This is a genomic window from Clostridium sp. OM05-9 (assembly GCF_003481465.1).
Taxonomy (GTDB): Bacteria; Bacillota; Clostridia; order Lachnospirales; family Lachnospiraceae; genus Coprococcus; species Coprococcus ammoniilyticus.
Map to the genome: position 1 here is coordinate 276,646 of NZ_QULF01000006.1, position 13,978 is coordinate 290,623.

Consider the following 13,978-nt stretch of genomic DNA (forward strand, 5'->3'; position numbering starts at 1 on the left):
TAACTATTTAGTGTGCAATACCCCATTCAATTTCGCTTTTTGTGCGCACGAAGGGGCGGCACCGTTGCCCGGTGGCTCTGCCCACAGAGATTTGCACTCCCCTACCCTTTGCGAAATGACTGTCATGACCGTCATAATAAAAAATATAATAAAATAATTTTATATTTGACTGGCACGACCATTATTCATACGAATCACTCTTTCTTCCGTGCCATCTGTCACCTCTCTCTGCGTGGATCCGTGCGTGGCACGACTTGCACAAAGAGATAAGGTTGGACCTGTCATGTGTTCCACCTTCCGACAAAAGAACCTTGTGGTGTACCTCTTCGACCGGGACAAGCACTCCCTTCTCGTAGCACAACTCACAGAAGGGGTGTGTCTTAACATAGCTGTCACGGATGCGTTTCCACGCACGTCCGTACCGTTTCCTTGTTGCAGGGTCACGACCGTACTTCTCGTAACGCTTGTTCTCTTCCTTCTGGTGTTCCTCACAGAACCTTCCTTCTGTCAGCTTGGGACAGCCGGGATGGTGGCACGGATGCTTTGCCTTTCTTGGCATCACTGCACCTCCTTCAATAAGGGCATAAGAAAAGCCCTCACAGTGGGGGTTCCACCATGAAGGCTCATGCCTGTATGCATCTTTATCATTTTTGCTGATTATACAATATCACAAACTCAACCATGTCAACTAATGACAAACCGTGACAACTTTCAAGTTTATAATATTTTCCGGCAGCTTAATACTTGCGATTGCCTTATTGTGCCACCTTTGTACAGTTCGACCATCAGCACTAAGCATTTCTCCTATCTTTGGCCATGACATATTGTGGATATATCTGTACCTAAGTATCATCTGATACTCCGGCTTTTCCACCTTGCTGATCACGTCCCTTATCTGCTGTTTCAATGCCATCAGCAGATTCATCTCCTCCAGAATCTTGGATTCCATATCAAAGATTTTTTCCAATGTGTGAATGTATGGTGCATCGGTATTTCTGCTTGCATTGTAATGCTCCTCGAATCCCGGACTGGAAATTGTCTGTGACATAAGGCGGAGTTCTTCCAGTTCCTTTGTATCTGAATTGATTCTGTTATCTAACAGATAAGCCTGTCCCAAATATTCTTTTACTGTCATGCAGACACCTCCTTCTCAAGCTGTGACAGGAGTGCTTTCCCATCAAGCTGTGTGAACACATTGAAATATGGGGATTGAAAGAATCTCTCACATTCCTGTTTCATGGATTCTGCAATCGTGTTCTTTTTTCCACGAGACAGTTTCTGCACTGCATCCCTATAGTCTTTTACTGCCTGTAGAACCACAGCATTTCCTAATGCCTCATATGGACTTAAGTTTCTTACGCTCATAGGTTTTACCTCCGAAATGAATTTTTTATTCCCTCGGATTGACCATGATTGACTTCTGATTGACTATGATTTTCTATATCTCTGCTTTGACAGCCTCGATTAAGGCTGACTGCGTATTATCCTTTTCGGACAATGCTTTCATACTTTTCTCATCAACAGTTCCCTGTGTTATAAGATGAATTATGGTTACTGTTCCTTCCGTCTGTCCTTGTCTGTAAAGTCGGCAGACACATTGCTGATATAATTCAAGCGACCATGTGATACCGAACCACACCATTGTGTTTCCACCCTGCTGAAGGTTAAGTCCGTGTCCGGCTGACGCAGGATGGATCATTGCAACAGGTATCTCCCTGTTATTCCATTTGGTGATGCTCTCATCGGAATCTATCTTCATATATTTCACACCGATTTTGTTAAGTCGCTCCACAATTCTTGTATAATCATGTTTGAACCAATATGCCACAAGAAGTGGTTTGCCATTGGCTGATTCTATGATGTCCTCTAAGGCATCCAGTTTTTTATCATGAAATGTGATGATATCCTCATCATCTGTATAAACTGCTCCGTTTGCCATCTGCGACAGCTTATTCACAAGGGATGCTGCATTGGCAGCTGTTACCTCATGTTCTGGAGTAGAAAGAATCAAATCCTTCTTAAGTCCTTCATACTTCTCCTGTTCGCTCTCATCCAGATACACGGGATATTCTGTATTTATGAGTTCCGGCATATCAAGGAAATCCACCGCTTTCATTGAAATCGTGATGTCCTGTATCTTCTCATAGATCTTCTCCTCTGCTCCCGGCAGAAGTTTATATGAATACACGATATTTCCGTTCACCTTATCTGGTCTGAAATAATTGAGTCGGAATTGACCGATAAACCGACCTAAACGCTGCCCGAAATCCAACACTTTAAATTCTGCAAACAGATCCATAAGTCCTTGGCTTGCGGGTGTTCCAGTAAGACCCACGATTCTTTTTATGAATGGTCGAACCTTCATAAGTGCTTTGTGCCTTGCTGTCTGATGGTTTTTGAAGGATGATAATTCATCAATCACAACCATATCAAAGTCAAATGGAACACCGCTTTTTTCTACAAGCCACGGTACATTTTCTCGGTTGATAATATAAATGTCTGCATCTGCTGCCAGTGCTTTCTTCCTTTGTGCAACAGTACCTGTCACAATGGAAAGTCTGTAGCCGGACAGCTGCTCCCACTTGTTTACCTCATCCCTCCATGTTCGTGTAACTCGCAGGGGGCAGATAACAAGTACCTTCACAATCTCGAAGTATTCATACATCAGATAGTCGATTGCCATAAGTGTTATGGCTGTCTTTCCCATTCCCATATCAAGAAGTACTGCCGTTATGGGATTATGGGTTATAAAGTTAATTGCATACTGCTGATAATTATGTGGTTTGAATCTCATCAAGGATACCTCCTATATTTTCCAAGGCATCAAGGACATACACCTTAAAGCCTAATCTCTGTAATAATCTGTGTCTGGACACCTGCAAAGGTCTCGGTTTCTCGCCTGGTGCTTTCACCTCCACCATCCCGAAATGCCTACCCGGTAAAAATACCAATCGGTCAGGCATCCCATCAAAGGATGGGCAGACCCACTTAGGACAGATGCCACCACGCTTTTTCACTTCGCTGACTAATTTCTGTTCAATGGTCTTTTCTCTCATCCACGAACCTCCCATCAAAATTTGTAACTATGACGGTCAAGATACTCTCTACCCAAACCTCTCTATAGGGCTTTTTTTATCATTATTTTTTCTCTATAGGCTACTTTTAGTAGAGAGTGTAATGACTATCACAAATGGCTTAAAATAAGGATTTGTGAAATTATGAGTAGAACTCATAAAAGTCTGTATTTGACCATCACCACTTACAAACGACTGTCACTGACCGTCACTTGCAAGACATTAAATGAAATCACTTCCAGATTTGAGTTTCACGCCATGCACGAAACTTCCCTTATTCGTCTTGTGTCTGTAAAATCCTGCCTGTTCAATGGCTGCATAAAAGTCAGTCGTACTACGGATATACTCACCGCCCTGAATACAGTAGGCACGATACTGCTGATAGAACTCCCCAGACTTTTCTTCCAAATTAGAGCCAAGTTCACAGCAGTCTGCAAGGAAGTGTCCGAGCCAGTCATTGTCCTCACGGTATGATGCCACAGCATCTTCCACACATTTCGGGTCCGATACCTTATGGTCAGCTTTGCTTACCTTCTCTGCTCCCTCGATAATCCACTTCATGATGGCAGGGGCAGCTTTCTCATAAAGGTAATCAGCATAATTCTTGATGTCGGAATTACCCTTAATCTTCGCATAGAACGGAATTACTTTTAATCTTCTCCAGATACCGTCATCATTTGCACCGACCTTTGGCAGGTGGTTCGTGTAAAGCACCACTTGATGGGAAGGAACGAAATGGAACGGATCCTTATATTTCTTGCAAGCCTGTATTTCATCAGTAGAGCATAACTGCTTTACCATAGCTGTATTAAGGCGCACACCTTCCTGCATCTCGGATGCAATGATGAGTCGCTTACCCTTAAGTTCTGCCATCTCCGGCTGGGCATTTACCTTATTACCCATCGTCAGAATATCTGATGAAATCTTACCTGCATAAGTTCCAAGGACTCTTGCCACCGTGTTCCAGAATGTACTCTTACCATTAGCGCCATCTCCGTAGGCTATAATGATGAATTCCTCATACACCTTACCGATAGCTGCCAGTCCGATTACCTTCTGTACATATTCGATAAGTTCTACATCACCGCAGAAGAATGTATCAAGTGCCTCAAGCCAGATATCCATTCCTTCATCTCCCGGAGAGCATTCTGTGATTTTAGTAATAAGGTCGAACGGGTCATGTGGCTGTTCTCCTGCCATGCCGAGTTCCAGATTGTAAGTCGCATATGGTGTGTTCAGCAGATTCGGATTCTTATCAAGGTCTGATACCTTAATGCCAAGCATAGACTTTGCTACATTCAGCGCCGAAGTAATATACTTGTAATCCCTGCGTTTCATAGTAAAAGCAAGGTACTTCTCTGCTCCGACAAGCATATAAAATATTGGAAGGTCATCCGGCTTAATGTCACAATCCTTAGCAAGAACCTTTGACCCCTGGTTTACGGACTCTTCTGGGTATCCTGCTTTGATGAGTGCTTTCTTGGCTGCCTCCATATAATCGTTTGCATCCTGTAACTGTAAGTCGAGGAATTCCACACAGGCTCCAACAGCCATCTGCTTATCTTCCACCCACACTTCTCCGTCATATCTTATATAATCCGTTGCTGATGTGTGTTTCAGTTCATCTCCGTATGTGGCTGACAGGATCTTTGCCTGTCCGATATCTGAGTAATCATCTGGTCTTAATGAACCAGGCTCTCCACCGAAATCGTTATTGTACTGGTCTGGAGGGACATATCCGTTACTGCCACTTATCTTATTTCTAAAGAACTTCAGTGCTGAGAACCAGATAGTGGAAAGTTCTGCATCATCCAAAGGTGGGTCACACTTTTCTGCCTGTTCCAGAAATACTTCATGTGCTTTATCACACTCCCCGTATCTCTTCAGAACTCTTCCGGCAAAAAGGGATAATGTCTTATTACGGCTGCCCTCTGTAATGGGACCACCGACAAATCCATCATCGAAATCTCCGTCATCAGCATCCGGCTCTGTATCAGCCACTACTTCCATAATGCTCATCCAACCTTCATGCCAGATAACCTCGCCTGTTGTTGCACCAAATAAAAATCTGGCTGCATCGAGGGCATTGTCATCAAAGAACGGATAGGCTTTCTGGATTGCTGTTTTCATTGCTGTGTACTGTGCTGCATCCGTGCATTTCTCAATAGTAAAATATGCATGATATCTTGGTCGCTCTGACTTTCCGTCCTTTGCAAGCATATGGTGTCTGCTTGGCACTAACGCATAGTCCACATCCCCAAAGAGTTCTTCCATCTTATCTTCCGTAATCCAATCTGCCGGATTATCACTGTGGTCATTGTCAATATCCATTGGAATTACATCTGATTCAATAAAGTTACTGTTGCCTCTGCGATTACCTGTGTATGTGGCACATACATGATCAACTGCTACTGCTGCTTCCATATCTGCTGCATTATCCACGACTACCTTATTAGGATAAATACAGTTAGCAGCTTGCCCGACACAGGTCGCACAACATAATGTCATCTGCATTTAATCGTCCTCCTTGCATTCTTCATTAAAGTATTTAATTGTCATCTGCTTACGCTCTGCATAAGTTATCTCATTTAACATCCCGGCTGTCGGCTTTCCGAATACCCACAACTCCCTGCACTTGGAAAGAATCGCAATATCCATGAACATGGCAAGTTCACGCTCTGACTCTTCTTCCATAAACTGAGGAAGTAACAGATGTGGTGCTATCGGAATCCTTCCTGCATCTACAGCAAATCTGCTGTATCGTCTGGCTTTCTCTGTATTACATTCCACATCACCGCTATATGCTGAACAGATATACACCATCGGCATATAACGCTTCTGTTCCTTATCCATATTAGAGATTGCCTGATACGGTACAGGATCTGCGTAACCTTCCGGGTTTCTGTAACCTACTCCCATATGAACCGTCTCCTTTCGTTAAATGGTAGGGATGTATCTTTCCCTTCAATATCCAATGGACAGGATTTCTTGTAATGGGCGGGAATTTTTATAAATTTTTTTCTTTGATTCTGTTTCTTCCTTATTAATGCAAAATACAAATCCACATTTTTCAAAAAACATACCGCCCGATATCAGATTCTTTGTCCATTAGAAGGTGAAGGGATAAGGAACTTAAATATCACAGAAAAAGTTACCGCCCATTTTTCAGATTCATGTCCATTGGATGATGAAGGGATAAGGAACTTAAATATCACAGAAAAAAGTTACCGCCCATTTTTCAGACTCATGTCCATTGGATGGTGAAGGGATAAGGAACTTAAATATCACAGAAAAAAGTTACCGCCCATTTTTCAGATTCATGTCCATTGGATAGTGAAGGGAAAAGGAACTCCTTCAGAAAGGTAGGTAAACAGATGTCAAGCACGGAAGAAACAGAAAACACGGCAATCAGTGATGAAGCACTTGATAAAGAAATTGCAGATGTGCTGATTGCAATAAGCGTCATTTCAAGACAGCTTGCAAGGAAAATCACAGTCAGACATATGTCAAAGGAGGCAAAGACAAATGAAAAATAAGGAATTAGCTGAACTGTACAGAACAATAGCCGATGGCTTTGCAAAACTCAGTGAGTACTACTCTTCCGAGGATGCAGAACAGCCAAAAGCTGTAAAAAAGGACAAGCCTGTAAAGGCAGAAAAGAAAACAGAGACCGCTCCGGCAGAGGAATCTGCTGCTGATGATGAAGAAAGCACAGAACCAGTTACTTATACCAAGGAAGAGGTCAGAGCGAAACTGGCTCAGATGTCAAAAGCTGAGGCAGGCAAGTACAAAGCTGATGTTAAAGGCATCGTAGCAAAATACTCATCTGATGGTACACTCTCCGGCATTCCGGCTGATAAATACGCAGATGTGGTAGCTGCCCTGGAGGTGGTTGGCAATGCCTAAACACGCACTGCTATCTGCTTCATCCAGTAAGCAATGGCTCAACTGTCCACCATCAGCAAGGTTATGTGCCAATATCCGGGACAGGGCAAGCCCTTATGCACAGCAGGGAACCGATGCACATGAACTCTGTGAATACAAAGTTCTGTCAGCACTTGGTCATGCCGGACATGATCCGACAGAAAACCTCGAATTCTATGATGCCGAGATGGAAAACTGCACGGAAGAATACAGGAACTTCGTCATGGAACAGTACGAAGAAGCAAAAATATTATGTGCTGACCCTCTTGTACTCGTAGAACAGAGACTAGACTTCTCCAACTGGGTGCCGGACGGCTTTGGAACGGGTGACTGCCTTATCGTGGCAGATGAGGTACTTCACATCATCGACTTTAAATACGGACTTGGGGTTCTGGTTGATGCAGAACACAATCCACAGATGATGTGTTATGCCTTGGGTGCTATCGATATCTACGATGGCATCTATGACATCAAGACTGTAAAGATGACAATCTTTCAGCCTCGCAGGGATAATGTTTCCACCTGTACCATGACAAAGACTGATCTTCTCACCTGGGCAGATACAGTTCTTGCACCAACTGCAAAGTTAGCATATGAAGGCGGTGGAGAATTCAAAGCAGGTGACCACTGCACCTTCTGCAAAATTAAGGCTACCTGCCGTAAACGGGCAGAGTACAATCTTGAACTTGCAAAATATGACTTTGCAATGCCTGCTACACTTGAGGATTCTGAGATTGCAGCTATCCTGCCAAAGGTCGATGATCTCGTAAACTGGGTTAACGACATCAAGGAATACGCTCTCGGACAAGCCTTAAGCGGAACTCACTATGATGGCTACAAAGTAGTCGAGGGAAAATCCAACCGCAGATATGTGGATGCAGATGCTGTCGCATCAGCTGTAGTAAATGCCGGATATGACCCTTACGAGAAGAAACTTCTCGGTATCACAGCAATGACTTCTCTTCTCGGTAAGTCGAAGTTCAATGAACTCCTTGGAGGCTTGATTGAAAAGCCACAGGGGAAACCAACACTTGTGCCTGAAACGGACAAGCGACAGGCACTTAACACGGCAATTGATGATTTCAATGAAAATTAGGAGGAAAATATCATGGATATTAAGACAAACACAACTAAATACGGAAGATTAACAGTACCTACAAAGGTAATCACAGGACCAGACACAAGATTCTCATACCTCAATGCATGGGAACCAAAGGCAATCGATGGTGGTAAGCCTAAGTATTCGGTTTCACTTATCATCCCAAAGGATGACACCGCCACTATCAATAAGATCAAGGCTGCCATTCAGGCTGCATATGAGGAAGGTCAGTCAAAGCTTAAAGGCAATGGCAAGTCAGTACCGGCTCTTACAGCAATCAAGAACCCTCTCCGTGATGGTGACATCGAAAGACCTGATGATGAGGCGTACGCTAACAGCTATTTTGTGAATGCGAATTCCGCTTCTGCTCCTGGTATCGTAGATGCAGACAGACAGCCTATCATCGAGCGTTCTGAGATGTATTCCGGCATCTACGGCAGGGCATCCATCAACTTCTACGCTTTCAATGTGAATGGCAATCGTGGTATTGCCTGTGGCTTGAATAACCTGCAGAAGTTAAGAGATGGCGAGCCTCTCGGAGGTAAGGCAAGTGCTGAATCAGACTTTGCTACCGAAGAGGATGACGATTTTCTTGCTTAATCTGTAACTATTAACCCGGCTGGCAGTGGTATAACTGCTGCCAGTCACTTTTACGAAATGAGGTAAAACTATGACAAATATTGAACATATGATGCTGTCGGTGTGCTTCGGCATGAATGTAGGATGGATGCTTGGTGGTCTGATGATCATAATTACAGACGGCATCAAACTCCTTAAGGAAAGGCACAAAGCAAAAAAGGAACAGAATATTAATGATGACAAAGAAAGGACAGGTAACAATCTATGACAATGGAAATGGTAAACACATTTATTAACGCAGCAATCGAATTTACATTAGCATCCGTTGTGCTGATGCTTTGTATATTTGCACTTGCAGCTACATGGAAATGGCTTATCGGATTGGGTATTAAGTTCATCCATTGGCTTTGCCCAGGGCTGACAAATCATAAGAAAAACTGATTTTCAATCAGAGAAACACAACAATCTGGGTGGTAGATATCTCATCTGCCACCTTTTTTATAAAGGAGACAATCTATGCAAATTCCAGAAGTGATTAAAAAATTATCTATCGACTTGGAGACTTACTCTAGCGTACCTATCAAATATGGAGTATATCCATATGCCGAATCCCCAGATGCTGAGATTCTTCTGTTTGGATATTCCATCAATGATGAACCTGTCATCGTAGTAGATGTTGCAAACGGAGAGAAAATCCCAGATTATATACTGAAAGCACTGACAGATAATTCCGTAATAAAATGGGCATTCAATGCATCATTCGAGCGAATCTTTCTCTCCTATTGGCTTAAACGCAACTATCCAGAATGTTTTGAAAGTTACAGTATCCCAGAAGATTCCGTTGGTAATTATCTCGACCCGTCCTCATGGAGATGCAGTATAATCTGGTCTGCATATATGGGACTTCCACTTTCACTTGAAGGTGTTGGTGCTGTGCTTGGACTTGAGGAACAGAAACTTAAAGAAGGTAAAGACCTCATCCGCTATTTCTGTGTTCCATGCAAGCCTACCAAGGTCAATGGTGGCAAAACAAGAAATATGCCATCCGATGCTCCAGATAAATGGGAACTGTTCAAAAAATATAATAAAAGGGATGTTGAGGTTGAGATGTCCATTCAGCAGAAACTTTCCCGTTTTCCCGTGCCGGACAGCGTATGGGATGAATACCACATAGACCAGGAAATCAATGACCGTGGCATCCTGCTTGATATGGATGTTGTAACAAATGCAATAAAATTTGATGCTTTCAGCAAGGCAAGGCTTATGGGAACATTAAAGGATAAGACTGAACTTGAAAATCCAAACTCTGTAACACAGATGAAAGACTGGCTCATTTCCAAAGGTGTAGAAACTGACTCCCTTGATAAAAAAGCTGTCATTGAACTGCTTAAGACCGTACCTTCTGATGTAGCAGATGTTCTGAAACTCCGTCAGCAGCTTGCAAAATCATCTGTAAAAAAGTATCAGGCTATGCAGAATTCTGTGTGTGCCGATGGTCGTGCCAGAGGTATGTTCCAGTTTTATGGCGCAAACAGATCTGGCAGATGGGCGGGACGCATTATTCAGTTGCAGAACCTTCCTCAGAACCACATGACCGATTTGGAAGATGCAAGAGATATCGTAAAATCCGGGGATTATGAACTTATGAATATGTTATACGATGATGTGCCGGACGCCCTCTCACAGCTTATCCGTACTGCTTTTATTCCAAAGCAGGGATACAAGTTCTGTGTATCCGACTTCTCTGCAATTGAAGCTCGTGTTATTGCTTTTCTGGCAAAAGAGAACTGGCGTATGAAGGTATTTAAAGAAAACGGGGACATCTACTGTGCCTCTGCATCAGCCATGTTCCATGTTCCTGTTGAAAAGCATGGTGTCAACGGACACCTCAGACAGAAAGGCAAAATCGCTGAGTTAGCACTCGGCTATGGTGGTTCTGTTGGTGCTTTAACTGCTATGGGAGCGTTGGATATGGGACTTACCGAAGATGAGTTACAGCCACTGGTTGATTCATGGCGAGCCTCTAATCCCAACATCGTACAGTTCTGGTGGGATGTTGACCGTTGCGTTAAAACAGCCATCAAGCAGCGTACTGCTACAGAAACACACGGAATCAGATTTATCTATCAGAGTGGTATGTTATTTATTGCACTTCCTTCCGGCAGACGCTTATGTTATGTCAAACCTAAGATTGGTGAAAATAAATTCGGTGGTGAATCTGTCACATACGAGGGTGTCGGCACAAACAAGAAATGGGAACGTATCGAATCCTATGGTCCTAAATTCGTAGAAAATATCGTACAGGCCATCAGCCGGGATATCCTCTGCCATGCCATGCGTACTCTCTCCCACTGCTTTATTGTAGGTCATGTACACGATGAACTGATCATTGAAACACCTATGGATGCTGACCTTAATGCCATCTGTGAGCAGATGGGCAGAACTCCAAAGTGGATTGATGGACTGCTCCTTCGTGCCGATGGGTATGAAACAGCATTTTATAAAAAAGACTAACAGAAAAAAGTAACCGTTAGCGTTACCGTCAGAAATTTGACAAATAACACTAATGGTTATTTTTTTATATAAAGAGAACCCTTATGACATTCGTGCCTGCCATAAGGGTTCTTCTCTTTATCTGTATTTATCCATTTTTTTGCTAAGTTCCGACATGGCATCATCCTTGCGGTCTCTTAAAGTACGTCTTGAAATACCGAGTTCTTCTGCCACCTTGCGCTGTGACTCTTTATTAGCCACCATCATGCAGGCACGGAGTTTTTCTTCCGATAACACGTCCAACGCATCATTCAGAGCATCCATCACAACCTTATAAGCAATAATCTCTTCAGGATTACTGGCATCATCTGACGGATCATATCCTTCATCCAACAGCTTGTCGTAGGAAGTTTCATTCAGTGCTCTCAATTCCACCTCACGAGCAGCTTTCTTCTCCCAGGTGTTGAATGTTCTGTTCATAAGATCTGCCTCTTCCTGTGTGTCTGCATCAAACACTGCATAATAATGTTTCATACGACCAGGAAGTGCAATATGAGCAACTGGCACATCATTATTTTTATAGTGCTTGATGGTTGCTTCGTCCCCATCATCGATAGGTATGAAATAAGGATGTGCATAATTAAGTGCTGCGTTAACGGGTGCCTGTACATTTTCTTTTTTTACCATGATTGCCTCTTTCCGCCTTTGCAACGCAAGGGGCGAGGACAATCTGTCTGATGGCACGACAACAAGACGAGATACCATAAAATGTTTGAAATACCCTTATAGGTAACTCAAAAATTTTATGTATATCCTCGCCCAAGTCGCGCGCCATAGGCTTAAAATATTTTATATGAACACTGTTAGGTGTTCAGATGAGAAATCATCTGTTATGTATATCTCATCTCAACATCTAACTCAGAAAAGACGTTATCTTAAGAAAACTAATCCTAACTCAGTAAAAAATTAGGACAACTGATGTTTCAAAATCATCAATTGAGGTTCCTATATATTTATTCTCCGTTTGCTTTCACACTTTTAGGTGAATTACGCATATGCAAATGGAGAATAATATAGGTTAGGGATTTTTCTTTTTTCACTCACGATAACCAATCAAGCATCATAGTTATCTGCATCAACAGCATAAATTGAATATCATCAATCAGTACTACATCCATTGATGTATCCCTTTCGTTATTAGTAGCTTACAAAAAAACTATCAAAAACACTCGGACATGGGATGTCCGAATTGTGCGCCCTTGTTATGTCCGATTTTATAGCTAAGGATTTTAGATGTTGAGGAACGAGCCGTGCAAAAAAAAATAAGCGGTAGCATTTCTGCCACCGCTTATCACGATATCTTTCTATTCAATTATTATTTTTGAATATGTAGGATCCCCAAACAAATACAAAAACTCAAAACAGGTTCTATGAATCAGCCTATAAGCCTCAACATCATTTATCGCACTATAGCAATTTAAGTACATCTTTCGTGTTTGTTTACATATTCTTACAAAAACCTCATACTCATTCACTAATCCCATTTCTCTAAAATAACCTCGAATCATTTTTGAATCCAAAAACATCAATTGCTCTCTCGTAGGTTTCTTATCAAATAATATGTTTCTCATCATGGTAATTGCTGTTTGTCTCTTATATTTTTCCTTACATTGTATTAGTTCCTGAAAAGCAATCTTTAAATCAAAAACATTTTTTGATGATGCCCAATGACTCCCCTTTTCAAATGCAAAATCCATAATTCCAATTGTATCAGAAACCTTTTGTTTGTAATTCGCTACCTTACTACCATTGCACAAATACTGTTCCAACTGCGTTTCATCATATTCTTCAACCTTATCCTCGATTGCTTGGCATAGATTATTCTGGCATATCTGCTCATCCTTAAAAGACGCTACTAGTATATCAGAGATAATATCCATTTCATTATAAAAGGACTGCCTTTCCAGAAACTGTACAAAATATATGCTTATTTCATCCATTTCTCTTGGAACAGCCTTATAATACTCTTCATGAAAATCACGACTTTTCTTGTATTTCTGCTTTGCAGCCTCCACTTCCTCTTGTATCGTTTCGTCTGCTTTAATAAGTAATTGTTCAAATTGAGTCAAAGTTGCCATTTTATCCTGTACATTATTATTTTCCACAATAAAATAAAAGAGAGAACCATAGGATATTCTTTCGCATATCATAATAAACTGTTCGATGTATCCCGTATTTAGAAAGCCAATGCCTATGCATTTGAACAGATTCTTTTCATCCCATATTTCAGCACGCACCGTATCGATAACACGCAATAGCTGACCTGCTGTTTTACGATATCCCTCATATTTAGCCCCAACCAACATAATATTTATTTGCTCTGCCAATTCTGCAATTTTAAGAGTTTTATAATCTTTAAGGCGAGGCTCCGAATCCAGGATAAGTTTCATTTCACGCTTCTGTCGTGGATTTTCCACTATTAAATCTGAATAATTATATTTTATTCCCTTATAATCCAAGTTCTCTAACAGCAATCTATTTTCTGCACTTCTATCAATATAAGTACAAATCAAATCTGCAATTTCCTGACTACTTAATAAATAAAGAGGCAACCATTGAAGAGGCGAATCTTCATCTTCCATATGCTTAAGAAAATTGTCAATCTGCTTGCTTAAACTACGATAATCGTCTCCATAGCGTCCCTCATTCCCCCATCGTTTTTGAATGACTAATTCTTTTATTTCCTTATTATCCACCATAAACCCTCCATATATTAAAAGTAGCCAGACATCCGATGTCCGGCTACACA

At 41.8% G+C, this 13,978-nt stretch carries 16 protein-coding genes; 7 read left to right on the forward strand and 9 right to left on the reverse strand.

What is annotated here, in order from left to right:
* Window positions 1-181 precede the first annotated feature (181 nt).
* The 7 genes from DXB77_RS11655 to DXB77_RS11685 form a co-directional block, all read right to left on the reverse strand.
* Window positions 182-559, reverse strand: a complete 378-nt coding sequence (locus tag DXB77_RS11655; protein WP_118663324.1) for an HNH endonuclease signature motif containing protein — start codon at window positions 557-559, stop codon at window positions 182-184.
* 129 nt (window positions 560-688) lie between these two features.
* Window positions 689-1,135: a sigma-70 family RNA polymerase sigma factor gene (locus DXB77_RS11660; RefSeq protein ID WP_118663326.1), complete on the reverse strand. Its 447-nt coding sequence runs from the start codon at window positions 1,133-1,135 to the stop codon at window positions 689-691.
* The gene (locus DXB77_RS11665; RefSeq protein WP_118663328.1) at window positions 1,132-1,365 is read right to left on the reverse strand and encodes a hypothetical protein; all 234 of its coding nucleotides are present in this window, start codon (window positions 1,363-1,365) and stop codon (window positions 1,132-1,134) included. Before DXB77_RS11665 ends, DXB77_RS11660 begins: the two co-directional genes overlap by 4 nt.
* A gap of 73 nt (window positions 1,366-1,438) precedes the next feature.
* Window positions 1,439-2,794, reverse strand: a complete 1,356-nt coding sequence (locus DXB77_RS11670) for a DEAD/DEAH box helicase (protein ID WP_118663330.1) — start codon at window positions 2,792-2,794, stop codon at window positions 1,439-1,441.
* The gene (locus DXB77_RS11675; protein WP_118663332.1) at window positions 2,775-3,056 is read right to left on the reverse strand and encodes a VRR-NUC domain-containing protein; all 282 of its coding nucleotides are present in this window, start codon (window positions 3,054-3,056) and stop codon (window positions 2,775-2,777) included. The genes DXB77_RS11670 and DXB77_RS11675 overlap by 20 nt, the downstream gene beginning before the upstream one ends.
* Before the next feature lie 240 nt (window positions 3,057-3,296).
* Entirely contained in the window at window positions 3,297-5,588 is a 2,292-nt protein-coding gene (locus tag DXB77_RS11680; protein WP_118663334.1) for a phage/plasmid primase, P4 family, read from the reverse strand.
* Complete coding sequence (locus tag DXB77_RS11685) at window positions 5,589-5,993, reverse strand: DUF4406 domain-containing protein (protein WP_118663336.1); 405 nt, start codon at window positions 5,991-5,993, stop codon at window positions 5,589-5,591.
* Window positions 5,994-6,448: 455 nt separating this feature from the next.
* Between DXB77_RS11685 and DXB77_RS13055 the strand changes: the two genes are divergently transcribed.
* From DXB77_RS13055 to DXB77_RS11705, 7 genes are all read left to right on the forward strand, one after another.
* The gene (locus tag DXB77_RS13055) at window positions 6,449-6,610 is read left to right on the forward strand and encodes a hypothetical protein (protein WP_182439483.1); all 162 of its coding nucleotides are present in this window, start codon (window positions 6,449-6,451) and stop codon (window positions 6,608-6,610) included.
* On the forward strand, window positions 6,600-6,980 hold the full coding sequence (locus DXB77_RS11690) for a hypothetical protein (protein WP_118663338.1): 381 nt from the start codon (window positions 6,600-6,602) through the stop codon (window positions 6,978-6,980). The genes DXB77_RS13055 and DXB77_RS11690 overlap by 11 nt, the downstream gene beginning before the upstream one ends.
* A complete protein-coding gene (locus DXB77_RS11695) occupies window positions 6,973-8,094 on the forward strand; it encodes a DUF2800 domain-containing protein (RefSeq protein ID WP_118663340.1) in 1,122 nt (373 codons plus the stop codon). The genes DXB77_RS11690 and DXB77_RS11695 overlap by 8 nt, the downstream gene beginning before the upstream one ends.
* Window positions 8,095-8,106: 12 nt before the next feature.
* Window positions 8,107-8,697 carry a DUF2815 family protein gene (locus DXB77_RS11700; protein WP_118663342.1) on the forward strand — a complete coding sequence of 197 codons (591 nt, stop codon included), beginning with the start codon at window positions 8,107-8,109 and terminating at the stop codon, window positions 8,695-8,697.
* Window positions 8,698-8,767: 70 nt separating this feature from the next.
* A complete protein-coding gene (locus DXB77_RS13060) occupies window positions 8,768-8,944 on the forward strand; it encodes a hypothetical protein (protein WP_182439484.1) in 177 nt (58 codons plus the stop codon).
* Window positions 8,941-9,117, forward strand: coding sequence for a hypothetical protein (locus DXB77_RS13065; RefSeq protein WP_182439485.1), 177 nt, complete (start codon window positions 8,941-8,943; stop codon window positions 9,115-9,117). The genes DXB77_RS13060 and DXB77_RS13065 overlap by 4 nt, the downstream gene beginning before the upstream one ends.
* Window positions 9,118-9,210: 93 nt before the next feature.
* On the forward strand, window positions 9,211-11,190 hold the full coding sequence (locus tag DXB77_RS11705) for a DNA polymerase (protein ID WP_347559493.1): 1,980 nt from the start codon (window positions 9,211-9,213) through the stop codon (window positions 11,188-11,190).
* Window positions 11,191-11,307: 117 nt separating this feature from the next.
* Here the strand turns inward: DXB77_RS11705 and DXB77_RS11710 are convergent, their stop codons facing one another.
* Window positions 11,308-11,856: a sigma-70 family RNA polymerase sigma factor gene (locus DXB77_RS11710; RefSeq protein ID WP_118663346.1), complete on the reverse strand. Its 549-nt coding sequence runs from the start codon at window positions 11,854-11,856 to the stop codon at window positions 11,308-11,310.
* 677 nt (window positions 11,857-12,533) lie between these two features.
* Complete coding sequence (locus tag DXB77_RS11715) at window positions 12,534-13,925, reverse strand: hypothetical protein (RefSeq protein ID WP_147353822.1); 1,392 nt, start codon at window positions 13,923-13,925, stop codon at window positions 12,534-12,536.
* Window positions 13,926-13,978: the final 53 nt, after the last annotated feature.